We start from the raw sequence: 26862 nt of genomic DNA, 5'->3' as shown, positions 1-26862 counted from the left end.
TAAAAACTATATATCATCATCGACAAGGTAAAACAAGACCCTTTTTAATTTTACAATTTCACCTTCTATTAATAGCCCACATATTGAAACCTTTATTTTAAATATTACAATTAATTATATAGTAACCAAATTATAGAAAAAACATGAAATTGACTACTGATACAATCCTGGCTCGAAATCCGGAAATCATCTCAAGTAAAATTGACGATGAAATTGTGATGATGAGCATAGAAGAAGGCAAATATTTTGGACTTGACCCCATAGGATCCATCATTTGGGAACTGCTCGAAGAACCCGCTTCCTTAGGTCAACTAGTACCCCTGCTTCTTGAGCAGTTTGATGTACCAAAAGATCAATGTGAAAAAGATTGCATGAGCTTTATCCTCGATATGCTCGAGAAAAAAACTTTGATCACACAATAGTTAATGGCTATACCTGAAAACAAAGAACAAGAACTCTGCAAAAATTGTGGTTTTTGTTGCGATGGCACCCTATTTACAAGAGCAGTCTCTTTCAAAGATGAAATCTTACTCCCCAAAATGGAAACTGAGATCATCGATGACTCTTATTGGTTCAAGCAACCCTGTAGCTATTTTGATCAAAGCTGTACTGTTTACGAACAAAAACGCCCCGATATCTGTGGCGACTTTAAATGCCGCTTACTAAAAAAATTCACCAAAGGCCAGATTGACTTTGATGAGCTCGAAACATTAATTCATCAGCTCAAAGTACAAAAAACTCGACTGTATAAACTGATTCCCGACGTCAATCCTAATGACCGACTTCAGGATGCCTTCAATTCATTTCTTGAAAAGAATAAAACTCCGCTAGAATCAAAAGCTTTTAAAATTAAGCATAGCCAATTATTATTAGAATGGGCACTGTATCAAGAACGACTTAGTTCATTTCACCAATGACATAAAAAAACGACTAAAGGCATATCAACATGAATACGAAATCAAAATGGCAGCCTCCCTCCATAAGGGCTATAAACATCAAACTAACGGCAGGAGGGAAAAAGGCTAAGGACCATGAAGACGCCCCAGGCAAAAATGGGAAGCAGGGGAAGCACTACCTTCAATCATAAAACACATCTCTAATGACTTCTACTTGTGCCTACTTAGAGAACTCTACTGGATTTTCAAGTAAATGCGCTATAAATTCGGAGATTAGAATAAAGCTAAGTCCTCGCTGCATTTCAATGGCGGCTTTGCTTTCTAGATCTAGAACTCTTTAACATACTGAAATGAATCAAGTAATCAAAATATGTCTAAAGCTTGCCCCCAGGCCGCGTACTTCAAAGGCTCGCCGCCAAACTTAAGCTCTTCCCATCAGCTGACTTTTCCCAAAGCTAGTCAGAAAATGTATGCTTGCCTGAAGCTCAGTTCAAGTAAAGCGCTGCTAAAAATCGACGGCATCGCCGATTTCTTAGTTTCAAATGGCGAAACGATTCACTACGAACTGCACAATAAAAAACTCTCCTTTACAGGCTATCTCCATAGCTTTGTGACTGGGCTCTTACTCCTGCAGCGGGGACATTTACTTTTACATGGCAATAGCTGTATATGGCACAATAAACACATCGCTTTTTGTGGCGATTCGGGCTCAGGAAAATCCAGCCTGGCCGCGCAGTTTCATCAAGCGGGTGCGCTTTTTTTCTGTGATGAGATCATCTGCTTTGATAACAAGAACAATAATATTTTACCGGGCTTCCCCTTTCTTCGCTTATGGAAAAATGACTTAGACTTCAACCAATTTGATTCATTACTAACTTCTAAACTTTGGGATGATGAAGAAAAATACAAATTAGATACGAGCAATCAAAAATTTGATCAAGAATCTAAATTAGATTTCCTGATCTATCTAGAAACGGATGAGACCTTAGACTCTCCCCGCATCGAAGAAGTGAAAGGCCTCGAAAAAGTCAAAACATTCTGGGAGACTTATTATCATCGTCCCGTGATCGAAGCCATGGCTTTAGAGCAGCAGTTCAATCAACAGTCATTCACTATCTTGCAAGAGCTGCGAGTCTTTAAACTTTCTCGCCCAAGCCAATCAGAATCTCGCCTTGAATGCTTTGAACTCGTCAAAAAGGCTTTAAAGTAAAGAATTATCCTAAAGCCGGTCAAAACCCTAATCGCCTGGTCAAGGATTGGCAAATCCTTGCAAGGGGAGTTCGAGGGGACAGCATCCATCTCGTATGCGATGCATCGTGCCTCTGAATAATCATCTTAAAGTAGGTTTAATAAGCAACATATGAAACCCATGATTTCTCACTCCCAAATCAGCATCCAAGGCGATATCAGTTTAACCTGCGAACTCCCTCAGGCCTTCTGCAATCACGAAGAAAAATACATTTTAGACTTATACTCGCAGCATCAAGAAGACTGTGTCAAAAATTTCTATGGCGATTTCTCTTTTCTCATTCATAATCAAAAAACCAATGAGTACTTTGGCGCCCGTGATCATTTGGGGATTATCCCCTTTTTCTACAGCTTTCAAAATGGCAAAGTTTTCTATTCCACAAAACTCAAAAATTTAGTTAAGCACCCAGAATTCACTGCTCAAATCAATGATAATTGGGTCATACGCTATTTAAATGGTTGGGAAGAAGAGCAACACGAAACCGCTTATGAAAATATTTTTCGTTTGCCTCCTGCTCACATTTTGACAGTCAACAATGGTCAGCTAAAAATCAGCCCCTATTGGGAAATGACTAAACCAGAAACCATTGATATCTCACGAGAAGAGGCTTGTCGGATTTTTAGAGAAAAACTGACTCTCGCCGTTAAACAAAGACTTCCCAAAGATGGTACACCTCTAGCCTGTGAACTTACCGGCGGAGTTGACTCAAGCTCCATAACAGCAATCGCTTCACAAATAGGCGCACCCATTCAGGCTTTTACACATGCTGCGGAGAGTGGAGATGACGAGCGCCATTTAGTAAATAATTTCTTGAAGATGCACTCCAAGATAAGCCATCAACTAATCACAAAGAAAGGCGCTAATGTAGCCGATGACTGTCGCTGGGTCACGAAAGTACTTGCCCAGCCTCCCCGTGCAGGGGTTAATGAATACGCTCGCCAACTGATGCAAGCGGCAGGAAAGACAGGAGCTGAAATCATTTTCTCTGGCTTTGGTGGCGACGAAGGCGTCAGCCAACGCGCTACAAGCTGTGCGCATGCAGAATTTATCCAAAACCGTCAATGGGCCCACCTCTACCGCGAAGCCAAAAACTATCGCCCTAAGCTCTGGCCTTATACTTTCTGTCATATTATTTATAAATACTTCTTTAAGAGCAAGCCTACCTTCTTCGATAGTTCAGGCGACCAAGAATTCCTTAAACCAGGATTTCGCCTAGCTCCCCAAAAACAGGGTCTAGGCCTGCCCAGAAAAAGTACTTACGAATACACCAAATACTTGCTCCCTAACCGCACCCATACCGCTCAGCGCTTTGAAGAGTCTTATCAATTAGCTGCTGAATTCGGCCTGCAATACCGCTATCCGCTGATGGATATTCATCTTATAGATTTTTTTAATTCATTACCCACTCATTGCAAAATCTATCTCAACCAAAATCGCTACCTCTTTCGTAATGAATCCATGGCCGACCTTACTCCGGCGTCAATACGTTATAATTATGACAAGGGTATTGGTGGCAGTATCATCCCCGGACTCCAGGAAATTTGGGATACACTCGAAAATGAACGAAACAAAGACTTTAACTTCCCTTTCATAGATCAGGACTACCTCAAAAAAGCTCGTGAAGATGACAAGCTTTTCATCCCCGCATATTCACTTATTGCCTGTGAAGAACTCTATAAATCATCGGCAAAAAAAAACATAACTAAGCGCAAGGATTTTTAACTGAACTCCAGTAAGATATAATCGATCATATCTTCTACACAGTAATAATTACTGGATCGATCTAGGTAGTGACACTTAGCGACATTAGCGACCTTTGTGCGTCTCTTGAGCATTTCTTCATCTCGATAAATCAATTTTTCTAAAGTTTTTCGATAGCGCCCTTCTTCAAAAATATTTAATTTTTCCCAACCACTGACATTCCTTAAATTTGGCTTTGTGCATTCACTAGGATTTAAAATAAGTAGTTCATTTAATTCGATTACTTGCGTACAAAAATTAAACTTCTTTACATAATTTAATTTTGTGGGGAAATGATCAATAGCTTCAAATGCTTTAGCTTTCATTGAACTTTCATTCATGGTCTCTTCAGTAATCCGTAAACGGGGGAAACCGGGGTACATCATCAATTTCCCTTCTTCGATTTTCAAAGCGATCACATCATCGGAATAAACTGTATCACCTTGATTCATGAAGCCTAGAGCTAAGGTGGATTTTCCAACGCCTGAAGGCCCACAAAAACCCACCGCTTTATCACCAATTTTAACACAAGCACCATGAAGTAAAAAATAACCCCTTAACAAGAGGCACGCGCTCAAAACACGACTATAGAGAAAACTACGAAGCTGAAACATATCTTCGGTGAGGATTTCTAGACTTATTTTTTTTCCATCGCGAGATACCAAGGCTTTAATAACGTCTGTATAATAAAAAAGAAGCTCATCATCATTAGCTTGCCACCAACCACCATACCAATCTTGACCCGTGATTTGCTCGGGAACTTCAGCTAAAACGATCTCAAGAACAGCATCCTCAGAGAAATCTTTAGCAATGAGTTCATTAAGCTCGATTTCTGAGCTGATATTTAAGCCATAAGCAAAGTATTTATACACCTTAGCAGAGGCCCTTTAAATAAATCTTGCGTATTGCGCAAAATCATTCTGTATTATTTCGGATTCGTCTTCCGATAAAAAGGAAAAGTCGGCAAAATCGAAGCCGGGTGCTACTGTACAGCCTACAAGAGTGTAATCTCCGGTGCTTTCCGCTGCTTGCCAACGTCCACCGCGGATACAATGCTGATACTGACAGTTTGCTGGATCTAAAATAACTTCTTCAAAACTTTCCATATCACCATCAATCAGTCGCAAGGGGGCGCCCTCGAAGAAATGCCAAAACTCATCGTGAAGAACTTTGTGAAAGCGACTGACTTGTCCTTTGCATAAAAGAAAGTAAATCTCAGTCACTGCAGATCTTTCGGATTCTGCAGTGGGAGAAAACACATTTAGGTCCGACCGGCAGGTCTCTTTAAAAAAGCCCCCCTCGGGGTGCTCGCTTAATTCTAGCTTCTTGATTAATTCTAATGCTCGTGAATTCACTTTTATCCTCAAGGTAATTTCACTTACCTTAGTTCAAATGATTAAAAAAAAAGCTTCTTTAGCTCATGAATTAAAAAAAAAGTTAAAAAGAGCGGGCAATTTCGATTTAGGCGGGAGTATAATAGTAAAAAGAATCATCTGGATACAATTATGACTGATAAAGATAATTATGGATTATTTATTGCTGAGTACGGCAAAGCATTGCCCGCTTTGCGCGCCTTCTTGCGTCAACTTTTGCCCACTTGGTTTGATGTCGATGAAGTCATTCAAGAAACTAGTATGGTGCTTTGGAAGAAATTTGATCAGTTTGAGCCTGGCAGCAGTTTCTCAGCTTGGGCCAGTATGGTCGCACGCTTTGAAGTCCTAAAATATCGTCGTAAAAAAAGTCGTGATCGCCACGTCTTCTCCGATGCAACTCTAGAGCTACTTGCAGAAGAATGTTTAAACATGGAAGATCAACTCAGCGAACAACGCCTCTCCCTTAAAACTTGTGTGGCTAAACTTGAACAAAAGCAGCAGGATTTACTCATCCAGTCTTACTCTCGAGACCTTAGTATCAAAGAACTCGCCGAGAATGAAGGGCGCTCACCGGGATCTCTTTACAAAGTGCTTGACCGCCTTCGTATTAAGCTGATGCAATGCGTCAAAGAAAATGGAGCTCCTAGTCATGGATAAACGCGACAAACTTATTGCCTCCTACTGCGATGGCCTCATCAGCGATAAAGAATCCATTGAACTCGAGCAAATTCTTGCGGATTCCGCAGACGCTCGCCAAAAACTGATCGAGTATATAAATATTGATGCAGGCTTAAAAGAGATTGCCGATGCTGAAAATGATATCATTGCTTTTCCCCAATCAAAAGTAAAGAAGAAAGCCAATAAATGGATCTATGCTGCAGCAGCGCTTTTTATCATTAATCTTGCGCTCGTATTTCAGCCTAGCGAAAATCAAGAAGTACTTCTTGAAGAAAATAATATTCCTGAGTTAACGGAAGAAAAAACTCTTGACTTTAAACATAATGCTGTGGCTAAAATCACCAAGATGATCAATGTTGATTTTGGCAAGGATATTCAGAAAACTAAAGCCCTTAATCCTGGCTTGATAACACTCAAATCCGGTATTCTCCAAATCGAATTTTTCTCGGGTGCTACCATGGTTTTAGAAGGCCCCGCAGAAATCAATGTCAAGAGTGCCATGGAAGTTGCCTGCCTCTCGGGAAAAATGCACGTTAAAGTCCCTGAGACCGCTCAAGGCTTTATCGTAGACACGGGAAATATGCAAGTCCACGACCTCGGTACTGAATTTGCTATTGATATGAATAGCCCTTCCCCCGAAGTCCATGTTCTTGATGGCGAAGTTGAAATCCATCATGACAACAAAAAACTCAAAACTCTACTGAAAGACGACTCTATTTCTTGGGATAATCAGAATCAATTACTTTCGGAAATCGCATCACGTGATGACTTCATCTCCTACCGCCAAATTGGTAATTTAAAAGAAGATCATTTTCAAGCTCGCCAAGCTGAGTGGCAAAGCCATATAGAAGAACTCAAGAATCGCAATGACTTGGTCTTGCTCTATGATTTCCGCAAAGAAAATGATTGGCAACGAAGCCTACAAAACCAAGCTAGCCATGGAGAAATGGAAGGCGCTATCATTGGTGCTCAATGGTCTGAGGGACGCTGGAAAGGTAAATCATCACTCGATTTCAAATCCATTAACGATCGCATTCGCCTTCATATTCCTGGCCAATACGACGCTATGACCATGACTTGCTGGGTCAAAATAGATAGTTTTGATCGTTGGCTCAGTTCGCTCTTACTCACTGACGGATTCAAGGCGGGGGCACTGCATTGGCAATTGAGTGATTCTGGAGAAATGATCCTTGGTGCCAAACATTCAGCAAACCGCTCTGGCAACTATTATGATTCTGCTTACAACGTTTTTTCACCACAAGTCATAAAACTGGATGCCATGGGCGAATGGGCTCACTTAGCGATGGTTTATGATTCGAAGAATCAAGCAATACGTCAGTACCTCAATGGAGCATTAATTGACTCCGGTGAAATCATCAAATCCCAAACAATAAAATTGGGCAATAGCGAGATCGCTAACTGGAGTAATAATCCAAAGAACAATAAAGACATACGTAGCTTTAATGGACGCATGGATGAATTTATTATTTTTTCCTCCGCCCTCGCTTCAGAAGAAATTAAAAATCTCTACGAAAGTGGTAAACCTTAAAGTTTTTTCCTCGGCTCTCGATTCCGTCGTTAACTGTTTTATTGTTGCTTCGCACACGAGGCAGCGCTGCCCTTCGAGCTCCCCGTATTGGGTGGGAACTTAAGCACATGCCGAAGGTATGTAGTAGGGTAGCCACCGGATTTATCCGGTGGCTATTGTTAAAAAATGATATTCATGCCGAAGGTATGACGGTAAAGCCTTGGAGCGAAGCTCCGAGTGTAGGGATTCTTAAGGGGTGTTGCCACACAGGCGGATAAAAATTATTGGCCCGTACGGCAGAACCTTAAGTGAAGTTTGGGGCGGAGCCCCAGATATTTTTATCGCCTGTGTGGCAGCACCCTCCGGTGGCCGAGGAGCCCTCGGGGCCCTACTAAAAAAGTTAACCGCAGCTATAAATACCCTTGTACTGTACTTCAAGGGATTTTAAAAGGATGGATTAGAGCGCAGCGATAAATCTAATCCATGCTTTTAAAGAACGAAGAAGATAAAATAAAAATCCCTGTTTAAGGTAATGATCAGTGCGATCAACAGCATGAGCCGTTGAGCCTGAGAGTTAATAAACATCAAACAGGGAGAGTCCAATGAACTCTATTTACACTAACCGAAGTCAAGTTGTAACGCAAATTCTTAAAGAAGTAGATGCGGTGAAAATCTTATTGGTTCCACTCGATTTTGCAAAGGAAAAGCATGTCGTACGTATCTGTGATGCGACAGGAGATTACTTACATAAGAAATCCTTCGATGTGACTAATAACCAGGCTGGCTTAGACTATTTATGCCAGCGTATTGATTCTGCTTGCGGGCGTAAAGGTATTCAGAAAAAACATGTATTAATAGCAACTGAGAGCCCCCATAGTTATTGCCTCCATTTTATGCATGAGTTACAACATAAAGGATATATTGTCTTACGAGTCAATGCAGCAGAAGCCAAGAAATTTCGTAAGAATTCAATTGCATCCAGTGACACCATTGACTTGGATGGCATCGCAAATGCCGTGCTCAATCGTCGTGCAAGACCTTTAGGTGAAGAGCAACAGATCTACTCCAACCTTAAGCGTAGTTCACGTTATTATAAACGTTATAAAAAAGATTTTTCACGTCAGAAGAACCGTATAGGAAAACTGATTGACGAGGTATTTCCTGGGTTTTTGAATATTCGAAAAAGTGGTATAAAACCGTATAGCAGGTTTAGTATCGAGTTGATGAGCAAAGGTTGTTCAATCTATAAAATTCGCAATATGAAGCAAGCTACCTTAGTTGTGAAAATGAGGAAATATCACCCTGTTCAAAAAGCTATCAAACTACAAGCGCACGCGGCGGCTAGTATCGCACCGTCAAAACTAATTGTTGATTCATTAAGTCGGTCACTAGAACATGCTATCCAACTCTATAAAGCCTTGGAGGCTGTCTGTGATTCTGAATGGGAGCAACTGGCTATTAGCTTAGTTCAGACACCCTACAGCAGTATGCATTCCCTCCCAGGTGTCGGGGTTGTGCGAGCCACAACATGCGCCGCTGAATTTGGTCATCCAGATACTTGGAGTAGTTTGAACCAAATGTGTTCTTATGCTGGAATTGCACCTCGCACTATGCAAAGTGGCGGACCAGATAAACCAGCGATTGTACTAGGCTTGTCAAAGAAATGTAACCGTCGTCTCAAAGATGCATTACTCCAAGCCGCACATCAAACCGCACTTACCCCTCATACTGCGGGATCGCTATTGCCTCAACTTAAAGAGCATAAGCTTATGAGGCATTATAAAACAGTCAGCGCTCGCAATGGAAAGAGTGGTTTAAGTACTGCACGAATGATTATTCGTAAAATGAGAGGCATGGTCCGAGGAGAAACAATCTATTTACCCGCCAAGGAATTAAGTGTCTATGAACTTAAAATTTACGTAATGAGTACTTTTGAGAAAATGCATAATAACCTTAAAGGGATTGATCTTGATTCCATAAAACCCGAAAACAACTGCCTCACACAAATGGAAGTGGAATGGAAACACCTAATTGAGTCATTAGAACAAAAAGACTCAGACATCAATTTGTAATTTATCTTCTGCGCGTTTTAGACGTGAGTTGAACTAAAGGAAAACGTCTATTTGTACCCCTCGGCTTCGTACTGAAAATACGAATACTGATCACTTAAGAATACGGATTTCGAGTTTTGACTAAAATGCTCTGGAAGCTTCATTCCGGCTCAGAAGATAAGTTACTTTTAATAGCCGAGAATTCGTCATAAACCAACAAGGTCGCAGTTAAAACAATAGTGAAGTCACAGGTTTTCGATCTTCACTCATTTCTAAAACGATTATGATAAAAAACGAATCACCATCCTGAAATTTCAAAAAATTTAGATTTTGGGAGGCTAGTCTATTGTCGAATTCATATTTTTCCAAAAAGAGCTTGAAACTCAGGGAAGCTCTTAAGTTCCCACTCAGTAGAGCTCCCCGTAAGGACCTGCCGGCCCTTAACTCGGCGATTTGAGTGCTCGCATTCATCTTACGGCGTCAGCTGCTTAAACTTAAAGTTTTTTCAAAAAAGTGCGGGCAATCTGTAAGCGAGCGGGAGTATTACTGGTAATACATATAATAAACTTTTAAAAACAAGAGATTTTGCCTATGAAGTTATTTCCATCACTCCTTCTGTTCAGCGCCACTTTCTTAGCGGCAGAAGAAAAAGTATCCTTCAACCAAGAGATTCGTCCCATACTCTCCGAGAAATGCTATTTTTGTCACGGCCCTGACGCCGAAGACATCAAGGGCAAACTTCAGCTACACACTTTTGATCTTGCAACACAAGAACGCCTTCATAAGAGTCGTAGTGGCAAAATCAAGAAGCTCGATCCTGCGATCATTCCAGGCAATGCAGAAGATAGCTTACTCTGGGAACGTCTCACCACTGACGACCCCGACGAAATCATGCCACCGCCCAAGCGTCACAGCAAAGTCACTGAGAAAGAACTCGCGAGCATCAAGAAATGGATTGAGCAAGGAGCGGAATACGAAGAACTCTGGTCCCTCAAACCGCTACCTAAAGAAGTTGCGATCCCCGCACAGTCTGCGCCCTCCGCAAAAAATGCAATCGATCATTTTGTTGGTGCTGCTCTAAAAAAAGAAGGCCTTCACCCAGCAAAAGAAGCCGACCCCGAATTATTGCTCCGTCGTGTTTATTTAACTCTAACAGGATTGGTCCCTAGTCCAGAACAGATTTCGGAATTCAAAAATGACCAGAGTGGCAAAGCTTATGAGAACTTAGTCGATAAGCTTCTTAGCTCACAGCAATTTTCCGAACATTTAGCTGTTGACTGGATGGATGCCGCACGCTATGCGGATTCCTACGGATACCAGACTGATGGCAATCGCCATGTCTGGCCTTGGCGTGACTGGGTTTTGAATGCCTTTCAAAAAAACATGCCCTATGACGAATTCATTAAGCAGCAACTCGCAGGTGATTTATTGCCCAATAGCGATGATCAGATGAAATTGGCAACTGCTTTCAACCGCCTGCACATGCAGAAGAAAGAAGGAGGTTCAGTACCCGAAGAATTCCGTACTGAATATGTAGCTGACCGTTCGCAAACCGCAGCGACAGTTTTTCTTGGGCTAACCATGGAGTGCTGCCGTTGTCACGACCATAAATATGACCCCATTTCACAAGAAGATTACTTCAAGACTTTTGCTTTATTTAATAACATTGATGAAGCCGGACTTTATTCATTCTTTACGAGCTCAATCCCCAGTCCGAGCATGCCCATATTAAAGGATGACGAACGCAAGCTTTTGAAGACAAAAGAAAACACCCGGACCCATGCCTTAGCGAAACTTCATCAAATTAAAAAAGATGAAGCCAAAAATTTCACGACTTGGAAAAAAACCTGGAATCAAAAAGTTGGAATCAAGGGCCTTGTTGGTGATTTTAGTTTTGATGATGCCTTAAAGAATAAAATTCCTAACGCAGTAGATAAGACAAAAGCAGGTTCCTTTAATGCTTCTTATTCTAAAATTGTTGACGGCAAAAAAGGCAAAGCTATTTTATTAGATGGCGATAGTGAACTTAAGTTTGGCCCCATTGGCCCCTACGAACGCCATCGCGACTTCTCCTTTAGTCTTTGGATAAACACCCCCATAGAACACCAACGCGCAGTGATTTTACACCGATCACAAGCTTGGACAGATGCCGCTAGTCGTGGTTATGAACTCTTAGTCGACGAAGGAAAATTAAGTTTTGCTCTCGTTCACTATTCCCCAGGCAATGAAATTCGTATCCGTGCTAAAGAAAATTTAAAACTCGATGATTGGCAACAAGTGACCATGACTTATGATGGTTCATCTAAGGCTAAAGGACTGAAACTCTATATCGATGGTACTTTGCTCGAGACTGAAGTCATTAAAGATAACTTAACGAAAGAAATTTGGTATAAAAAACCACTTACTGAAAAGCAAATACTCGCACAAGCAAAAAAAGCTGAAGCCGACAAAAAAGACCCCAAGGCTAAAAAGAAGAAGAAAAATAATGGCAAGCAATTAGCTATTGGTGCACGTATGCGGGACATGGGTTTCAAAAACTCAAAAGTTGATGAACTGAAAATTTTTGATCGTCGCTTAACGAGTCTTGAAGTACGTGAAAATTTTCAAGCAGGAACTAAAGCCATCAACGATGACGAGCTCTATGAATACTACCTAAGTCAAGTGAACCAGAAGTATCAAGAAGCTTACAGTGATCTGATGGCTAAACGTGGTGATTACAACGAATATTATAGATCGCGTTTTCATATGATGGTTATGAAAGAGATGCCTGAGCGTCGTAAAACTTATGTCCTTAAGCGCGGGCTTTATAGTACACCGGATTTAGAAAGAGAAGTGGAACCAGGTCCACCGAGTAAAATTTTTCCTTTTGGTAAAGAGTATTCAAGAGATCGTTTGGGCTTTGCTCAATGGCTTACGCACCCCGAGCACCCGCTCACGGCTCGTGTGACTGTGAACCGTTATTGGCAAATGGTCTTTAGCCAAGGCTTAGTAACAACGACAAATGATTTTGGTTCACAAGGTGCTTTCCCAAGCCATCCACACTTACTCGACTATCTATCTCGTGATTTTATAGATACAGGATGGGATGTTCGTGCCTTATTCAAAAAAATGGTGATGTCCGCAACTTTCCGTCAGGATTCAAGTATGACTAAGGAACTTCACGAAAAAGATCCCGACAACAAACTCTTGGCACGCGGTCCCTCTTATTATATGACTGCTGAGATGTTGCGTGATAATGCACTCTATACCGCAGGTTTATTAAGCGATAAACTTGGTGGCGCTAGTGCAAAACCTTATAATCCTCAAAATAATAAATATCGTCGTAGTTTATATACCCAATGGAGACGTAGTGAACCATCACCTGAAATGTTGATTTTCGGTGCTCCGCGTCGTCAGATCTGTTCCGTGAAGCGTGAAAAAACATCGACGCCACTGCAACCCCTCGTACTCATGAATAGCCCACAAGTGATCGAGAGTGCACGGTCACTCGCTAGTCAGGTATTAAAAGAAGACGGTGATTCAAAAAGTAAACTCAAAAGTATGTACAAGCGCTTAACGGGTTCTGAGGTGAATAAAGAGCAACTTCAGATTTTGGAAAAATTACTCAATGAACAAGAGACTTATTTTCAGAATTCACCCGATGTTGCCAAGAACTTACGCAAAGTGGGCAAAAGTACTGTGAAAGATAAAGATGATATTACACTCGCCGCTTGGACCGTGATGGCCAATACTATTTTGAACCTCGATTCCTACTACATGTTGAGATAAGGAGATTATTATGGATAGAAGAAACTTTTTAAAAATGGCCGCCGCACTAGGCAGTTCCGCAGGCTTAAATTTAAGTGCTGCCGAAAATACATTTGATCCCTCAAAAGGCATTTTAGGTGCCCCTCATCATGCCGCTAAAGCAAAGCGTGTTATTTATCTCTTCATGGGTGGCGGACCTTCTCAATTTGAGACCTTTGATAATAAACCACTGATGAAAAAAATGCATGGTAAAGAATTGCCCAAGTCAATCATTGGTGAAACACGACTTACGGGTATGTCGGGCAATCAATCTTCCTTACCTGTAGCAGCTAGCCCCTACAAGTTCTCTCAACATGGTGAATGTGGAATGGAGCTCAGTGAACTACTTCCTCATACAGCTAAAATCGTGGATGATATTGCACTGGTAAAAACCATGTATACCGAGGCCATCAATCATGGTCCTGCTAAAACTTTTTTACAGACTGGTTCACAACTTGCGGGCCGACCATCTATGGGTGCTTGGTTAAATTATGGTTTGGGAACTGATAACCCTGATATGCCTCCCTTTGTTGTGATGCGGACTAAAGGCAAAGGTGGTCAACCACTATTTGCAGGACTTTGGGGCAATGGTTTCTTACCATCCGAGTATCAAGGTGTGATGTTTCGACCAGAAGATGATCCTGTCTTATATTTGAATAACCCCGGCGGAATTGCCCGTAATTCTCGACGTAGCGTGCTCGACTCTATTCAAGAATTAGAAGCCTTGAAAAAGAATAAGATTTTTGACCCTGCCATTGATTCGCGTTTAGCGCAATATGAAATGGCTTATCGCATGCAAAAGTCAGTCCCTAATGCTGTAGACATGAGTGATGAAGACGAAGAAACGCTGGCACTCTATGGTCCTGACGTCAAGAAACCCGGAAGCTTTGCAAACAACTGTCTTATGGCACGTCGCTTAGCAGAACGCGATGTGAAGTTCATTCAGCTCTACCATCAAGGCTGGGATGCTCATGGTGGTTGTCCTGGTGGAGTTAAAGGTCAATGTCGCGACACTGACCAAGCTGCGGCGGGTTTAGTAATGGATCTTAAGCAACGTGGTTTATTGGATGATACTCTTGTCATTTTTGGCGGTGAATTTGGTCGTACGGCTTACTCACAAGGCAAGATGACTGAGACGAATTATGGTCGTGACCATCACCCTGCTTGCTTCCCGACTTGGTTTGCTGGCGGAGGAATTAAAGGCGGAACTACTTTTGGTCAGACAGATGAGTTCTCCTATAACATCGTTGGCAATGACAAAATGCATGTCCATGATTTTCACGCTACCATCATGCATTTACTAGGCATTGATCACACGCGCCTCACCTATCGTTTTCAAGGACGTAACTTCCGACTCACGGACGTTCACGGCCACATCATTAAAAAAATATTAGCCTAATATCAGGATCAAAACATGAAAACCTTCACCTTTATCGCACTTAGTTCACTCTCAATCTTTGCACATGCCCCGAATGATGACCATAAACACAAAGCCGCGCCCGACCATCAACAAGTACAGCAAGATGAAATAATCGGTCATGGCTCACACCAGTACAAAGTTCACAAGGATTGGGGCAAGCTAGACAAAACTAAGTATCCGATCAAAAATTGCCATGCTATGATTCAACTCAAAGATGGAAATTTTGTAGCTCTCTGCGATGATAATAAACACAACTTCCTTAAGTACAGCCCCGAAGGAAAATTATTGAAGGCATGGATCAAAGAATACCCTGGTGCTCACGGCATCGAAGTTTTTGAAAAAGATGGAAAGGACCATTTTGTTGTGGTCGATAGTGGTTGGGCCGTACGAAATGGTAAGCAATACCGAGAAACGGGTCGCGTCGCTATTACTACCGCAGCAGGACAGCTAGTCTTTGCTCTCGGTCATCCGCAAACAGTCGGTGCCTATGAACCCGGACAAAAATACATGCCTTGTGATGCGGCAGTCGCTCCAAATGGCGATATTTATGTTGCTGACGGCTACGGCTCACAGTGGGTTTTACAGTATGATAAAAATGGTCGCTTCATCAGTAAATTTGGTGGCGCTAGTGATCCCGATAAAAATGCTATCTTACGTAACTCCCACGGTATCTCTATTGATTTGCGAGATCCGCAAAACCCGAAACTTTTAGTCAGTTCTCGTGGCGAAAATAAGATCAAAGTCTTCACTATGGACGGTAAATTCATCGAAAATATTGATCTCCCTGGCGCTTTTGGTGGCCAGGCCGTTGTCCATGGCGAAAATCTCTATGTCGGCGTTTGTTGGTCAAAAAAAGATGGTACAGGCAAAAAACTAAATGAATCAGGTTTTGTAGCGATTCTGGATAAAGATAACAAAGTCATTTCTTGTCCCGGTGGCAGCGAGCCTCAATATGTCGATGGTGAAATTCAACCTATGTATCAAACAACTAAGACTTTCTATCATGTGCACGACCTCTGTGTCGATACCCAAGGAAATATTTTTGTGGTGCAATGGAAGGCAAAAGGTGCTTACCCTATAAAATTGGAAATCATAAAAAAATGATTTTTTTGTAACGCGGCCAGATCAATGGGGTTTTATATAAGAAATCAACCATGGAGACTTTATGAAAAAATTATTACTTATCCTGACTTTCTTTTGTATTACCCTAAGTGCCGCAGAACTTATTAAAGACCCTACTTTTAAAAAGAAAAATAAATATTGGAAATTCACTGCTTTAGAAGAATACGAAAATGTTGAACCTAAATACAAAAGAAAAACTGTTGAATTTGATATCACACATACTTCCGAATTCGCCTATATTTCCTTTATCACTGAAGCTGATACAAAAGATGACAAAATCTATAAAGTTCAATTCAAATTCAAAGGTGATGGGCAAGGTGAAGTCATCATTAATCACATATCCTACCCCAATTTCTATAAAGGTAAGCCTTATGTTCAAGGAAGTCCATTAAGCAATATGGGACTTCATCAAAGGTTTGAGCCAAAGGCTGAATGGCAAACGGCAACATGTTATCTCAAATCTAACAACAATCCTGAAAAAAATTATATGAAATCACTCGTTTTCATGATGGGTTTATATCAAGGTAAACTTAGTATTAGTGAAGTTTCCGTAACTGAGGCAAAAGATAAGTCAGAGTCGGCTCTCCCCGCTCACGGAAGTATTGCCATATCTAAAAAATAAATATAAATTTTATCATTCACTGTCACTTTGAGGCACTCAGTACTATTATATTAACACAAACAAATTAGGAGTCTGAAATATGATAGTGCGTAGCCTTTTATTATTATTCTTTATCACTGCATCTGCCTTTGCGCAGAGAGAAATCCTCGAAGATCCTTCATTCAAGAAAGACGATAAGTATTGGTACCTTAGAAAAGGGAATGAGTATAATAAACTCAAAGCAGAGTTTAAAAAAGAAGTATTTTCATTAGATATCAGCCATACATCGGAAGTCTATTATCTTTCTCTTCTCACTCCCGCATCTTTAAAAGCAGGAAAAACTTACAAGCTCACCATGGAGTTTAAAGGTGAAGGTGAAGGCACTATCAAAGTCAATTATCGCAATCATAATAATGTATTCAAAAAGAAGAAAAACTCCAAGAACAACAAGTATAGCAACCTTGGACTTGCTCAAATATTAAAACCCTCCAGTGATTGGCAGAAAGCGACTCTTTACTTCGAATCCATCAAGAACCCTGTTTCTGATTTTGAAGAGTACATCATTATTATGATGGGTGAGTTTCAAGGGAAAATCAATTTACGAAAGCTCTCATTAAAGGAAGCGACTGATGCTCCCAAACCATTAGGTAAAGTAGGAAAAACAACTTCAGTTGAAAATGTAGACTAGAAGCAAGCCTTCAACTTTTAGCTAGAGTGTGTATCAAAAGCACTCTAGACTTCTGTCCCAAAAAATCTTCTTTAGATAAATGAAGCAAGTGAACTCATTCTGCTACTTGAAAATCATCCACTTCTAAGTAGAATGTGAATCGTGATTTTTAAGATTAAAGGATATAAAACATGTTCGATGGCGATTGGTATTGTCTCTATACCAAACCTAGACAAGAGAACCTCGCTGCACGGTCAGCTACAGATGAAGGCTTTCCCACTTTTAATCCACAGATTGAAACACGTAAAGTACTTCGCGGCAAAGCCTCGTATGTAAATATGCCATTATTCCCTTCTTATATTTTCATTCAAGCAGATGAAGATAGCTTAGACAAAGCGCGCTTTCTCAGAGGAGTCAACCGCATCATCGGTTTCGGAAGAGATGGCTCATCACTACCTATCCCTGCAATCATCTTAGAAACGCTATCGACTTTCCTCGATGACAATGTTTATAAACACGATATGCATGACCTCAAAAACGGCGATAAAGTCACCGTGCTTGATGGCCCTTTGAAAGGGATTGAAGCTATCTTTAAAAAAGGTCTCAAAGATGGTGAACGCGCTATTGTCTTATTTGAGCTCTTCTCAAACTACCAAGAAGCACAAGTGGAAATGGAAAACCTTATAAAATCAGACGATTAGCTTATTCAGGTTTACGACGGACTTTTAAGCCTTCTGAAATATCTTCTTTACTGGCTTCTACTGCCTCTTTATAAAAGAGATCTTGTGCATTATTTTTACCGCGATTACGCTTTGTATAGGTACCATCTTGCTGCAGGACATGAGCCTTGCGATTATCCCCCAACATCGTATCTAAAATATGCTTAATTCGTTCTTTGTGCTTATTTTCAAATACTGGAAACATCAATTCTACACGGCGGTTTAGATTACGTGTCATCCAATCTGCGGACGCTAAGTACATCTCCTCTTTACCACCGTTAGAGAAATAATAAATACGACTATGCTCCAAATATCGACCTATAACTGATACGACTGTAATATTGTCACTTAAACCTTCTAGACCTGGTTTTAGCATACAGATACCACGAATATTCAAACTGATTTTTACCCCCGCTTGCGATGCTTTATAAAGGGCTTCAATCATATCTGGATCCGAGAGTGAATTAAACTGGGCGCGAATGGCACCCTTTCCACCATTCTCAGCAATCTTGGTTTCGCGATTAACAAGCTGTAAAAACTTGGGTTTCATGGTCGTTGGTGCCATAAAGATATAGTCCATTTGTGGCAAGTCGGAATAACCCGTAATCGAATTAAAGAAAAGTGCCGCTTCATAAGTGAGTTCATCACGACTCGTCATGAAGCCCATATCTGTATACAGAGTGGCAGTCTTCTCATTGTAGTTACCCGTACCCAAATGAACGTAACGACGAACACCTGATTTTTCGCGACGAGTCACCATCAAAAATTTACAGTGGACTTTTAACTGTGCTAATCCATAAATTACCGTGGCACCCACTTTCTCAAGCTGTGTCGCCCAGCGAATATTTTGTTGCTCGTCAAACCTAGCTTTTAACTCGACTAGTGCAGTGACTTGCTTGCCATTTCGCGCAGCTCGCAAAAGTGCATCTGCCACTGGAGATTTTGAACCGGAAGTTCTATACAGCGTCATCTTGATGGATAAAACATCGGGATCATCCACGGCTTGATTTAACAATTCCAATACGGGATCAAAGGACTCATAAGGATGATGCATGAGTATATCCCTTTGACTTACGGCCTCAAAAATGTTTTCTCCCTGCTTTAAGTCTCTCGGGAATTTAGGCTTCCTCGTATCGTAGTGCAGGTGATCATAGCCACTTCTGAAACATATCTCCATCAAGCCTTTGAGATTCACAGGGCCATCCACCATGTAAACCCCCGCAGAATTGATCTGAAAAAGAGCTTTTAAACGCTCGCGTATATCTTCACTCTGGGTATCAATCTCTAAGCGAATCGGGAAACTTTGTCCACGTTGAACAATTAATTCTTCCATTGCGGTCAAGAGGTTCGTATCGTCATCTTCATCCACAGCCAAATCTGCATCTTTGGTAAGGCGGAAACAAGAACTTTCCACAACTCTAAAACCTGGAAATAAACGCTCCGCAAACATGCGAACTAAATCCTCTAAAAAGACAAACTTACGCTTCTTACCTGTAACACCAGGCAATTCCCACAGCCGTTTCAAACTTGAAGGCATGGGGATTACTGCAAATTCTCGTTCCACTTCCTCTGTTGATTTTTTATCTAAAGTAACCGCCAGGTACATCTGCAAATTCACAAAGTTGTGAATCGATTTATTGGTGTCGACGCGCAATGGAGTAAGAACTGAAAAGATTTCTTGCTCATAAACTTGATTGAGGTACTGCAATTCCGCCTCATCAAATTCTTTGACAAATTCTAGGCCTTCTTTTTTCAAAGCGGGCAGGATATCCCTGTTTAAAATCCTGTATTGTTCTTTACACATCTCGTGAGCTTTTTCATTAATGCCGTTCAATACATCAAAATAGGAAATTTGCGCGACGCTAGGTTTTAAGTTATCTCGCATAGCACGAATAGTTGTTGCCACACGAACCATAAAAAATTCATCAAAATTGGTACTCGTTATTCCTAAAAACAGGAGCCGCTCCAAAAGCGGAACGCTCTCGGTTTTTGCTTCATTTAAAACGCGATAATTGAACTCCATCCAAGAAAGTTCACGATTAAAATAATTTGACATCGACTAACTCCTTTCTGCGAATTCGATTTTTAATCCAAAGACATCCTGAAATATTTCTGAGGAATCTTCTAAACTTGCTATTTCTAAGGGACTTATACTGGCAATATTCATCTTTAATTGTAAACGATTGGCATCGGTTTCTACACCCTCTACTTTTAATCTTTGAACCAAACGTATATCCAAAGCTCGAGCGACACGTAAAATAGCTGATAATTTAAAGACCGTAAGACGATCACTCCTTCTTAAGGAAGAAAATTCACTATGTGTATGCTTGGGGAGAGTTTTTCCGTGATAACGCACAATTAAACCAACGATAATTCGATCGAGCTCATTTAAACCAAAAATCTCTGAATGCCGAATTAAGTATAAACCATGACGTTGACTATGATGGTGATGTATAAACAAGCCCACGTCCATCAATACTGCTGCCGACCTTAAATAGATTCTATGATCTTTATCCAAATTTCCAACTTTTGCCAAGGCATCAAATATCTTTAAGGCATTTAAGGCTACGTTATCTGAGTGTTTTTTATCCACACCAAATTTTGCCGCTAAGGAATAACAAGCCCCAGCAATTTCATCTTCTAAACTTGCCAGATTCGAAATGCGTTTACTCGCCTGTAAAACGCCCTCACGGATACTGACTTTGGGGACAATTACACTTATCGCTGCACATTGCTTAAAAAAAGCTCCATAGATTTGTAAGGTCGCAAAAAAGGCCCCCGATTCAGAAAATGGAACGCCGTATTCACTGGCGACTTCTACACTCTCCATCCCCGATATCTTCTCTAGCAACTCTAAGAAACTATCTTTTTGGATGAGATAATAGCCTTTTTTCTTTTCTCCAATTTGACCTGAAACACGGCGAATATCACTACCTAAAGCAATGAAATATTTGACTTTATTTAAAGGGAATTCCATTTCAAACTGGCGAGTCGCCACAAGTGTTTTCTGATCTAAAAGTTTTTCTAAATAATTACTCGTTCCCACACCTGACTTTAATTCTTTTTCAAAACGAATGGAACCTAAATTTAAAGAGTGGGCTCCTACCATCAAACCTTTGTTCAGCATCAGCACATTCGTGCCTCCACCAGAAGTCTCAACGATCAAAGCATTCGATTTTTTAATCCGTAAATGGCCACGTAAAGCGTGATCCACTGATCTATAAGTAAGTAAGTTGGCCTCCATGGCCTCCAGGACTTGAAAGACAAATCCTGTGTGTAATTCGACGCGCTCGATAAACATGTCGCGATTATGGGCTTCTCTTACTGCAGAGGTCGCAACACAACGGATACGCGAGGAAGGAATATTCCATGAATCAATATATTCGCGAAATAACCTTAAAATTTCAACGACTTGTTGAAAGGATTGCTCAGAAATCTCTTCACTATTAAAGACGTCTCTCCCAAGAGAACTTTTTTTCTCTAAGGTCTCTAAAGACTTCCATTTAGTTGCTCGTTTCTCTGCAATTAATAAACGAATGCCGCTAGAACCTAAATCTATCACGGCGGAAAGACTATTATTTTTTCTCATGCTTCACTCCTGATCCCACCGTTTGCCTACAAACTAAAAAACTCTGGATAAACTTATTTATTACAATAAGCTTTCCCAGAGTTTTTTGAAGACATTTGCTAAAAGATTTTACTAAATCTTATTAAGCTCCTGATGTCCATTCAGCTTCGTGCCATACCAAAGTATATTCAGTACGAAGGTGGATACCATTCATTGCATACATTTTTCTTTCGAGTTGTGCAAGTGCCCAAAGTAAAGTTTGGTAATAAGACACATCATCTAAAATACCTTGTGGAACTTCAGAAAGACCAATATGTGTTAAACCATCCGTAATTGCAGACTGTTGTAAGATTTTCAAAAACAACATCGCTTTAGTTGGTAACTTGCAGAGCTCTGCCATAAAAGCATTTTTGCGGTAGGAATCAAAATCTCCACCACCTAAACTAAGAGGATCTTCTGAGTATAATTTACATTGATCATAAAATTCTAATACGCGGAAGGGGTCGACGGATAAAACCTTCGATTTTGCGTCATACGACGTAGGTCGAACAAACTTGGGGTCATCTCCCGCTAAAGCTAATTTGAATTTTGATTGAGCAAAAGTATCAAATTCAGATAAAAGTACACGACCCAAATCGTTGATAATTGTCTGTACATCTTCTTTTGCTAGTAACTCATTAAGCTTATCTTCAGCTTGTGTTAGGCTTGTTTTATCATTTTTATACGACTGATAAAACTTCTCTACATTCTGCCAGATCGAATTAAGACTTCTTTTTGCCATTGCTTACCCCAAAAAATTCATTTTATATACATGTCCGCCAAATTAGTAGATAAGTTCAATTTTTCCAGTGCTCAACTTTGCGCAACAGCTAATCCGGACTATTTTTTGAGTTATATTAATTTTTACGGAATTTTTATGCAGTCTGATACACTAAAAAGCCTCAAACAAATCACCGAATCTCATACCTCATCCTTGGCCAAATGTAATGACCTTATCCAGGACACCCTGCATTCAAGCGCCCCCCAGACTAGTGATCTGTCTCATGCTTTAAAAAATTCACGCGGAAAGCAGCTTCGTCCCCTACTCGTTTTCACACTCTTAGATAAGCACGCTGAGGCTCCAATCCTTGCTGCCGTATGTGAAAGTATTCATTGTGCGAGCTTAGTTCACGATGACCTCATTGATGACTGCGCACTGCGACGTAATTTACCCACTATGAATGCCGTACATGGCAACTCCATTGCTTTACTTCTCGGCGACCTACTCTTCACCTCTATTTTTTCTTTATCTTCCCGATTGTCTTCTTGGGTTACGGCTGACGCTGCCTCTACTGTCAAAGAATTAATCGAAGGCGAACTGCTTCAACAAGCCTACAAAGGTAATATCGAAGTTACTAAGCAACAATACTTTACTGTTTTACAGAAAAAAACCGGCGCACTTCTAAGTCTATGCACCAAAGCAGCGTCTCGATTGGCTAATAAAACTCCAAATGATATCAAACTTGTTGGTGAATACGCCGATAGCTTCGGCCTTATCTTCCAAATTGCCGACGACTGGGCTGATTTCTGCAAAGCTGGCGAACAAGACAACAAAGATCGTGGGGCTGATATTGGCAATGGCTTTATTACTCTCCCTTGGATTTTAATGCTCGAGCACGCACCCCCTGAGCTAAAAATAAAACTTGTTGATTTAATCACGAGCCAACAACGCTGTGGTCTTAATCACCCCTTAGTTCAAGAAATCTTCACCCTCATCCAAGTCGATAAAAAAATGCAACTAGAAATTGATACGCTCGAAAGACAAGCACGCCAAGCACTTCAAAACATGAGTTCGTCGATGCCTATTGATGAACTCGAAGTTTACCTCAACACTGCCTTGAGTACTTTTCAAAAATGAGCCAAAAAACCTACATCCTTGCCATTAGTGGCGCCTCGGGCTCCTACTTTGCCAAAACTTGCCTGAAATCTATGGTCCAGACTGGAGCCAAAGTCTTTCTCGTCGCATCTCCTACTGCCAAGCAAATTTGGCTCGAAGAAATGAATGAAGGAAGCCTAGAAGACTTCATTAAAACTTTCTCCCCTGATGAACAAGCACTCATACAACATGAGAATATAAAAAACCTCAGTGCCGCTATTTCATCCGGGAGCTTTCGTCATGATGGCATGATTATCATGCCCTGCTCTGCAAAGTGTCTTGCGGCGATCGCAAATGGCTTTTCATCAAATCTCATTGAACGTGCGGCCGATGTCTGCCTCAAAGAACGCTTCCCCCTAGTGATCGGCTTACGCGAAACTCCTTTAAGTGCCATTCATCTAGAGAACGCCCTCAAGCTTTCACGAATTGGAGCACAAATCGTGCCTTGCATACCAGGTTTTTATCATGGCGACAACAGCTTTGAAGGCATGGTTAATTTTGTTGCGGGAAAAGCACTCGATCAAATTAATATAGACCACAAGCTCTTTAAACGCTGGAAAGAAGACGATCATGCTTAAACTGGGTTTAATCAATTATTTAAATGCCTTTCCATTTTCCTGGCCCATTACCCGAGACCAAAATCCGGCAAAAAACTGGCAGTTTATTTTAGCCCGCCCAGGAAAGCTCAACCAACTCCTTGCTCAAGGCGAACTGCAGATGAGTCTCGTCTCAGCCTTTGAGTACCTAAGAAATCAGCAAGATTATGTCATTGCTCCTGGTATTTCACTATCATCCAAAGGCTATGTAAACTCTGTGAAATTGGTCTCAAAAGTTCCTATTGATGAACTTGATGGCAAAACGATCCACACCACTTCCGCTTCGGCTACATCCATCTCTATACTTAGTATTCTTTTAGGCGAAAGAAATATTAAAGTAAAACAGCTCATTAATTATGACTGCCACCAAGGAGTCCCTCAGGACGCCATTGCCGCACTCACCATTGGCGACGAAGCCTTAACAGAAGATTTTTCCACTTTCACTCACTCATGGGATCTCGGTGCTGCTTGGCGAGAAAGTTTTAATCGCGACATTGTCTTTGCGCTTTGCGCCATTCGCAAAGACGCCCTAGTAGAGTACGCCTCTGAGATAGACTTACTGGTTAACAAACTTCAAAATGCACCCTCCGAATCCTTTGCCTGCGAAGAAACTTTCGCTAAGGCCTGCCGCAAAACTTACCCCGAAATTACGAAGCCTATGTCTTACTTACACAACCTCCATTTTGAATGTGGCGAAACGGAAATCTCTAACTTTAACTTCTACATCGAACTTTGTGCCAAACACAAACTCATTGATCACGTCTTCAAAGCTCAATACTACACGAATCAACCCGGATATCAGCATGGATAAACTTACACCAATCAACAAAAGCGATGCCGATAAATGGCGGAAAGATGTCGAAGATATGTTCCAGGAAATCGCTGATACTTATGAGAAAATCAATACTTTCATCTCTATGGGCATGGACAAAGGATGGCGCCTTAAACTTCTTAAACGTTTAAAGCATTACTACGACCCTAGTCACCCTGTCTTAGACATTGGCTGTGGCCCCGGCTCACTCTCTGCCTTAGCTAAAAAACACCTCCCTGAAGCTCGTTTCCTCAGCTCAGATATCTGCCCTAGGTTCTTAGAGATTGCTGCCAATTCAGGCAATGCTCAAGACGTACTCAGGCTTTCAGCCTCTGATTTACCTTTCAAAAATGAATGTACGAGTGCAGTGACTTCAGCTTTTGTTTTAAGAAATTTACCTGACTTGGAACGCTTTTATAAAGAATGCTACAGAATCCTTCGTCCAGGCGGAGTCATCGCCATGCTGGATTTAACTCAACCCAAGTTCAAACCAATTAGTTTTTTTCACTCGCTATACATGGCGCTTGCCCTTCCACTAGGAGCAAAAATCTACGGTTCTCGTATCGAAGCATACGAATACCTCGATCGCTCTATTAAAAACTGTTTAGCTCCCCAAGATATGAATGCCCTATTAGAAAAATGTGGCTTCACGGTCAAACATACCGATAGCTTGTGTCTTGGAACAGTAACGATTTACACTGCCGTAAAGGAATAAACATGCTTCTTGCAATTGATATCAAACTTGCCTTTATGCTTTTCGCAGGGCTCACACTTGTCGTCCATACGGCCTGTGCACTTGCCGTACTCTTTCACTTCATGAAAAACCCACCTAAATCGGGCCCTTCTATTGGAAAAAGATTTCTGCTAACACTTCTACTTGGCGCGATTGGCTTCGTCTATTTCATTTTCATGCTCAAAGAACCGGAGAATAAAAATGAACTCGAATCCTAAGCCTAACTACGACCTCATTGTTATTGGTGGCGGTGCCGCCGGACTCATGTGTACTAGCCTCGCCGCTAAACGTGGCAAAAAAGTCTTGCTCATTGACCACAACGCTAAACCGGGCCGCAAAATCATCATCTCGGGTGGCGGACGCTGCAATTTTACTAACTTAAATATTCAGCCCGATCGCTACATCTCACAAAACCCAAGATTCTGTATTTCTGCTCTTAAGCGCTACACTCAGCACGACTTCATCAAGCTAGTCAAAAGCCACGGACTTACTTATAACGAGAAAACTCTTGGCCAACTTTTTTGTGACCAGAAATCACCTGCAATACTTGCTATGCTTCAAGAAGAATGTCGCTCCGATGATGTCACCATGCAGTACCAATGCGAAATTAGCTATGTTCATAAGCTCTCTAGCGGTTTTGAAGTCAAGACCTCTAGCGGAACAGTCACAAGCTCAAAGATTGTCATTGCCAGTGGCGGCTTATCTATGCCCAAAATTGGCGCCACTAACTTTGCCTATAACATAGCTAAACAGTTTAATCTATCTCTCATCCCAACACAGCCCGGATTAGTGCCACTCACGCTCAGCGGGGACAAACTTGACCTTGCCATAAGCCTTGCGGGAACCGCATTAGACTGCAACGTTTTTCTCGACAAAAAAACTTCCTTTAGAGAAAACATGCTTTTCACTCACAGAGGTCTCTCTGGACCCGCCATCCTGCAAATCTCCTCCTATTGGCGCGAGAGCCAGGAAGTCTTTTTTAACTTTCTTCCGGATCAGAATCCCGAAACCTTCCTGCAAGATCTTCGCAAAAACAATCCGAAAGAGACCCTTGGACAAGTTCTAAAGCCTCTACTCCCGAAAAAATTTATTGCATTATTTTTGTGCCCTCCGGAAAAAGCTATTGCTCAACTCTCTAAAAAAGAACTTGCTCAAATCAATGATAGACTCTTTCGCTGCGCCATCATCCCATCGGGAACCGAAGGATATCGTACTGCCGAAGTTACTTTAGGCGGACTCGATACCAAAGAACTCTCTAGCAAAACTATGGAAGTTAAACAAGTCCCAGGACTCTACTTCATTGGCGAAGCCGTCGATGTTACTGGATGGTTAGGCGGCTACAACTTCCAATGGGCATGGAGTTCTGCCGCTGCTTGCGCTGAGAGCCTTTAAGCGGGGCAAAGTCCCTT

At 41.3% G+C, this 26862-nt stretch carries 25 protein-coding genes; 20 read left to right on the top strand and 5 right to left on the bottom strand.

Annotation, left to right across the window (positions count from 1 at the left end):
- Positions 1-143 precede the first annotated feature (143 nt).
- The 5 genes from PQO03_RS13375 (at position 144) to PQO03_RS13355 (ending at position 3867) form a co-directional block, all read left to right on the top strand.
- A complete protein-coding gene (locus PQO03_RS13375; protein ID WP_274153694.1) occupies positions 144-422 on the top strand; it encodes a lasso peptide biosynthesis PqqD family chaperone in 279 nt (92 codons plus the stop codon).
- 3 nt (positions 423-425) lie between these two features.
- Positions 426-917: a YkgJ family cysteine cluster protein gene (locus PQO03_RS13370; protein WP_274153693.1), complete on the top strand. Its 492-nt coding sequence runs from the start codon at positions 426-428 to the stop codon at positions 915-917.
- Positions 918-946: 29 nt separating this feature from the next.
- Positions 947-1087, top strand: a complete 141-nt coding sequence (locus PQO03_RS13365; protein ID WP_274153692.1) for a hypothetical protein — start codon at positions 947-949, stop codon at positions 1085-1087.
- Between the two features lie 179 nt (positions 1088-1266).
- Positions 1267-2106, top strand: a complete 840-nt coding sequence (locus PQO03_RS13360) for a hypothetical protein (protein ID WP_274153691.1) — start codon at positions 1267-1269, stop codon at positions 2104-2106.
- 150 nt (positions 2107-2256) lie between these two features.
- On the top strand, positions 2257-3867 hold the full coding sequence (locus PQO03_RS13355; protein ID WP_274153690.1) for an asparagine synthetase B family protein: 1611 nt from the start codon (positions 2257-2259) through the stop codon (positions 3865-3867).
- On the opposite strand, the gene PQO03_RS13350 is transcribed toward PQO03_RS13355, so the two are convergent.
- Positions 3864-4757: a phosphoenolpyruvate carboxykinase (ATP) gene (locus PQO03_RS13350; protein WP_274153689.1), complete on the bottom strand. Its 894-nt coding sequence runs from the start codon at positions 4755-4757 to the stop codon at positions 3864-3866. The genes PQO03_RS13355 and PQO03_RS13350 overlap by 4 nt on opposite strands.
- A gap of 15 nt (positions 4758-4772) precedes the next feature.
- The gene (locus PQO03_RS13345) at positions 4773-5240 is read right to left on the bottom strand and encodes a cupin domain-containing protein (protein ID WP_274153688.1); all 468 of its coding nucleotides are present in this window, start codon (positions 5238-5240) and stop codon (positions 4773-4775) included.
- 150 nt (positions 5241-5390) lie between these two features.
- Between PQO03_RS13345 and PQO03_RS13340 the strand changes: the two genes are divergently transcribed.
- The 9 genes from PQO03_RS13340 (at position 5391) to PQO03_RS13300 (ending at position 17812) form a co-directional block, all read left to right on the top strand.
- On the top strand, positions 5391-5915 hold the full coding sequence (locus PQO03_RS13340) for a sigma-70 family RNA polymerase sigma factor (protein ID WP_274153687.1): 525 nt from the start codon (positions 5391-5393) through the stop codon (positions 5913-5915).
- The gene (locus PQO03_RS13335; RefSeq protein ID WP_274153686.1) at positions 5908-7485 is read left to right on the top strand and encodes a LamG-like jellyroll fold domain-containing protein; all 1578 of its coding nucleotides are present in this window, start codon (positions 5908-5910) and stop codon (positions 7483-7485) included. The genes PQO03_RS13340 and PQO03_RS13335 overlap by 8 nt, the downstream gene beginning before the upstream one ends.
- Positions 7486-8066: 581 nt before the next feature.
- The gene (locus tag PQO03_RS13330) at positions 8067-9536 is read left to right on the top strand and encodes an IS110 family transposase (protein ID WP_274153685.1); all 1470 of its coding nucleotides are present in this window, start codon (positions 8067-8069) and stop codon (positions 9534-9536) included.
- Between the two features lie 570 nt (positions 9537-10106).
- On the top strand, positions 10107-13283 hold the full coding sequence (locus PQO03_RS13325) for a DUF1553 domain-containing protein (RefSeq protein ID WP_274153684.1): 3177 nt from the start codon (positions 10107-10109) through the stop codon (positions 13281-13283).
- Between the two features lie 10 nt (positions 13284-13293).
- Positions 13294-14700 (top strand): DUF1501 domain-containing protein, encoded by a 1407-nt coding sequence (locus PQO03_RS13320; protein WP_274153683.1) that lies wholly within the window; start codon positions 13294-13296, stop codon positions 14698-14700.
- A gap of 15 nt (positions 14701-14715) precedes the next feature.
- On the top strand, positions 14716-15825 hold the full coding sequence (locus tag PQO03_RS13315; RefSeq protein ID WP_274153682.1) for an NHL repeat-containing protein: 1110 nt from the start codon (positions 14716-14718) through the stop codon (positions 15823-15825).
- Between the two features lie 61 nt (positions 15826-15886).
- Positions 15887-16465, top strand: a complete 579-nt coding sequence (locus PQO03_RS13310; RefSeq protein ID WP_274153681.1) for a hypothetical protein — start codon at positions 15887-15889, stop codon at positions 16463-16465.
- A 79-nt stretch (positions 16466-16544) separates the two neighbouring features.
- A complete protein-coding gene (locus PQO03_RS13305) occupies positions 16545-17132 on the top strand; it encodes a hypothetical protein (RefSeq protein WP_274153680.1) in 588 nt (195 codons plus the stop codon).
- 170 nt (positions 17133-17302) lie between these two features.
- Positions 17303-17812: a transcriptional activator RfaH gene (locus PQO03_RS13300; protein ID WP_274153679.1), complete on the top strand. Its 510-nt coding sequence runs from the start codon at positions 17303-17305 to the stop codon at positions 17810-17812.
- 1 nt (position 17813) lies between these two features.
- Here PQO03_RS13300 and ppk1 read toward each other — a convergent pair whose 3' ends face one another.
- The 3 genes from ppk1 to PQO03_RS13285 form a co-directional block, all read right to left on the bottom strand.
- Positions 17814-19886: a polyphosphate kinase 1 gene (gene ppk1 / locus PQO03_RS13295; protein WP_274153678.1), complete on the bottom strand. Its 2073-nt coding sequence runs from the start codon at positions 19884-19886 to the stop codon at positions 17814-17816.
- A 3-nt stretch (positions 19887-19889) separates the two neighbouring features.
- A complete protein-coding gene (locus tag PQO03_RS13290; protein ID WP_274153677.1) occupies positions 19890-21419 on the bottom strand; it encodes a Ppx/GppA phosphatase family protein in 1530 nt (509 codons plus the stop codon).
- 121 nt (positions 21420-21540) lie between these two features.
- Positions 21541-22179 (bottom strand): hypothetical protein, encoded by a 639-nt coding sequence (locus tag PQO03_RS13285; protein ID WP_274153676.1) that lies wholly within the window; start codon positions 22177-22179, stop codon positions 21541-21543.
- 135 nt (positions 22180-22314) lie between these two features.
- Between PQO03_RS13285 and PQO03_RS13280 the strand changes: the two genes are divergently transcribed.
- Genes PQO03_RS13280 through PQO03_RS13255 form a run of 6 tightly spaced genes read left to right on the top strand, consistent with a single transcriptional unit; the run spans position 22315 to position 26845 of the window.
- Positions 22315-23295 (top strand): polyprenyl synthetase family protein, encoded by a 981-nt coding sequence (locus tag PQO03_RS13280; RefSeq protein WP_274153675.1) that lies wholly within the window; start codon positions 22315-22317, stop codon positions 23293-23295.
- Entirely contained in the window at positions 23292-23891 is a 600-nt protein-coding gene (locus PQO03_RS13275; RefSeq protein ID WP_274153674.1) for a UbiX family flavin prenyltransferase, read from the top strand. The genes PQO03_RS13280 and PQO03_RS13275 overlap by 4 nt, the downstream gene beginning before the upstream one ends.
- Positions 23884-24720 carry a menaquinone biosynthetic enzyme MqnA/MqnD family protein gene (locus tag PQO03_RS13270; RefSeq protein WP_274153673.1) on the top strand — a complete coding sequence of 279 codons (837 nt, stop codon included), beginning with the start codon at positions 23884-23886 and terminating at the stop codon, positions 24718-24720. The genes PQO03_RS13275 and PQO03_RS13270 overlap by 8 nt, the downstream gene beginning before the upstream one ends.
- Positions 24713-25435 carry a ubiquinone/menaquinone biosynthesis methyltransferase gene (locus PQO03_RS13265; protein WP_274153672.1) on the top strand — a complete coding sequence of 241 codons (723 nt, stop codon included), beginning with the start codon at positions 24713-24715 and terminating at the stop codon, positions 25433-25435. Before PQO03_RS13270 ends, PQO03_RS13265 begins: the two co-directional genes overlap by 8 nt.
- 2 nt (positions 25436-25437) lie before the next feature.
- Complete coding sequence (locus tag PQO03_RS13260; protein ID WP_274153671.1) at positions 25438-25671, top strand: hypothetical protein; 234 nt, start codon at positions 25438-25440, stop codon at positions 25669-25671.
- Complete coding sequence (locus tag PQO03_RS13255; protein WP_274153670.1) at positions 25655-26845, top strand: BaiN/RdsA family NAD(P)/FAD-dependent oxidoreductase; 1191 nt, start codon at positions 25655-25657, stop codon at positions 26843-26845. The genes PQO03_RS13260 and PQO03_RS13255 overlap by 17 nt, the downstream gene beginning before the upstream one ends.
- Positions 26846-26862 lie beyond the last annotated feature (17 nt).

It is taken from the genome of Lentisphaera profundi (genome assembly GCF_028728065.1).
GTDB classification, from domain to species: Bacteria; Verrucomicrobiota; Lentisphaeria; order Lentisphaerales; family Lentisphaeraceae; genus Lentisphaera; species Lentisphaera profundi.
This window is presented reverse-complemented; position numbering and strand designations above follow the sequence as displayed.

Bases quoted from the DNA above. Each gene is read 5' to 3' on its own strand.
- PQO03_RS13330 (WP_274153685.1), top strand. From the start codon at position 8,067: ATGAACTCTATTTACACTAACCGAAGTCAAGTTGTAACGCAAATTCTT.
- PQO03_RS13360 (WP_274153691.1), top strand. From the start codon at position 1,267: ATGTCTAAAGCTTGCCCCCAGGCCGCGTACTTCAAAGGCTCGCCGCCA.
- PQO03_RS13280 (WP_274153675.1), top strand. From the start codon at position 22,315: ATGCAGTCTGATACACTAAAAAGCCTCAAACAAATCACCGAATCTCAT.
- PQO03_RS13300 (WP_274153679.1), top strand. From the start codon at position 17,303: ATGTTCGATGGCGATTGGTATTGTCTCTATACCAAACCTAGACAAGAG.
- PQO03_RS13290 (WP_274153677.1), bottom strand. From the start codon at position 21,419: ATGAGAAAAAATAATAGTCTTTCCGCCGTGATAGATTTAGGTTCTAGC.
- PQO03_RS13310 (WP_274153681.1), top strand. From the start codon at position 15,887: ATGAAAAAATTATTACTTATCCTGACTTTCTTTTGTATTACCCTAAGT.
- PQO03_RS13320 (WP_274153683.1), top strand. From the start codon at position 13,294: ATGGATAGAAGAAACTTTTTAAAAATGGCCGCCGCACTAGGCAGTTCC.
- PQO03_RS13260 (WP_274153671.1), top strand. From the start codon at position 25,438: ATGCTTCTTGCAATTGATATCAAACTTGCCTTTATGCTTTTCGCAGGG.
- PQO03_RS13370 (WP_274153693.1), top strand. From the start codon at position 426: ATGGCTATACCTGAAAACAAAGAACAAGAACTCTGCAAAAATTGTGGT.
- PQO03_RS13340 (WP_274153687.1), top strand. From the start codon at position 5,391: ATGACTGATAAAGATAATTATGGATTATTTATTGCTGAGTACGGCAAA.
- PQO03_RS13335 (WP_274153686.1), top strand. From the start codon at position 5,908: ATGGATAAACGCGACAAACTTATTGCCTCCTACTGCGATGGCCTCATC.
- PQO03_RS13355 (WP_274153690.1), top strand. From the start codon at position 2,257: ATGAAACCCATGATTTCTCACTCCCAAATCAGCATCCAAGGCGATATC.
- PQO03_RS13315 (WP_274153682.1), top strand. From the start codon at position 14,716: ATGAAAACCTTCACCTTTATCGCACTTAGTTCACTCTCAATCTTTGCA.
- PQO03_RS13305 (WP_274153680.1), top strand. From the start codon at position 16,545: ATGATAGTGCGTAGCCTTTTATTATTATTCTTTATCACTGCATCTGCC.
- PQO03_RS13325 (WP_274153684.1), top strand. From the start codon at position 10,107: ATGAAGTTATTTCCATCACTCCTTCTGTTCAGCGCCACTTTCTTAGCG.
- PQO03_RS13285 (WP_274153676.1), bottom strand. From the start codon at position 22,179: ATGGCAAAAAGAAGTCTTAATTCGATCTGGCAGAATGTAGAGAAGTTT.
- PQO03_RS13265 (WP_274153672.1), top strand. From the start codon at position 24,713: ATGGATAAACTTACACCAATCAACAAAAGCGATGCCGATAAATGGCGG.
- PQO03_RS13255 (WP_274153670.1), top strand. From the start codon at position 25,655: ATGAACTCGAATCCTAAGCCTAACTACGACCTCATTGTTATTGGTGGC.
- PQO03_RS13365 (WP_274153692.1), top strand. From the start codon at position 947: ATGAATACGAAATCAAAATGGCAGCCTCCCTCCATAAGGGCTATAAAC.
- ppk1 (WP_274153678.1), bottom strand. From the start codon at position 19,886: ATGTCAAATTATTTTAATCGTGAACTTTCTTGGATGGAGTTCAATTAT.
- PQO03_RS13270 (WP_274153673.1), top strand. From the start codon at position 23,884: ATGCTTAAACTGGGTTTAATCAATTATTTAAATGCCTTTCCATTTTCC.
- PQO03_RS13275 (WP_274153674.1), top strand. From the start codon at position 23,292: ATGAGCCAAAAAACCTACATCCTTGCCATTAGTGGCGCCTCGGGCTCC.
- PQO03_RS13375 (WP_274153694.1), top strand. From the start codon at position 144: ATGAAATTGACTACTGATACAATCCTGGCTCGAAATCCGGAAATCATC.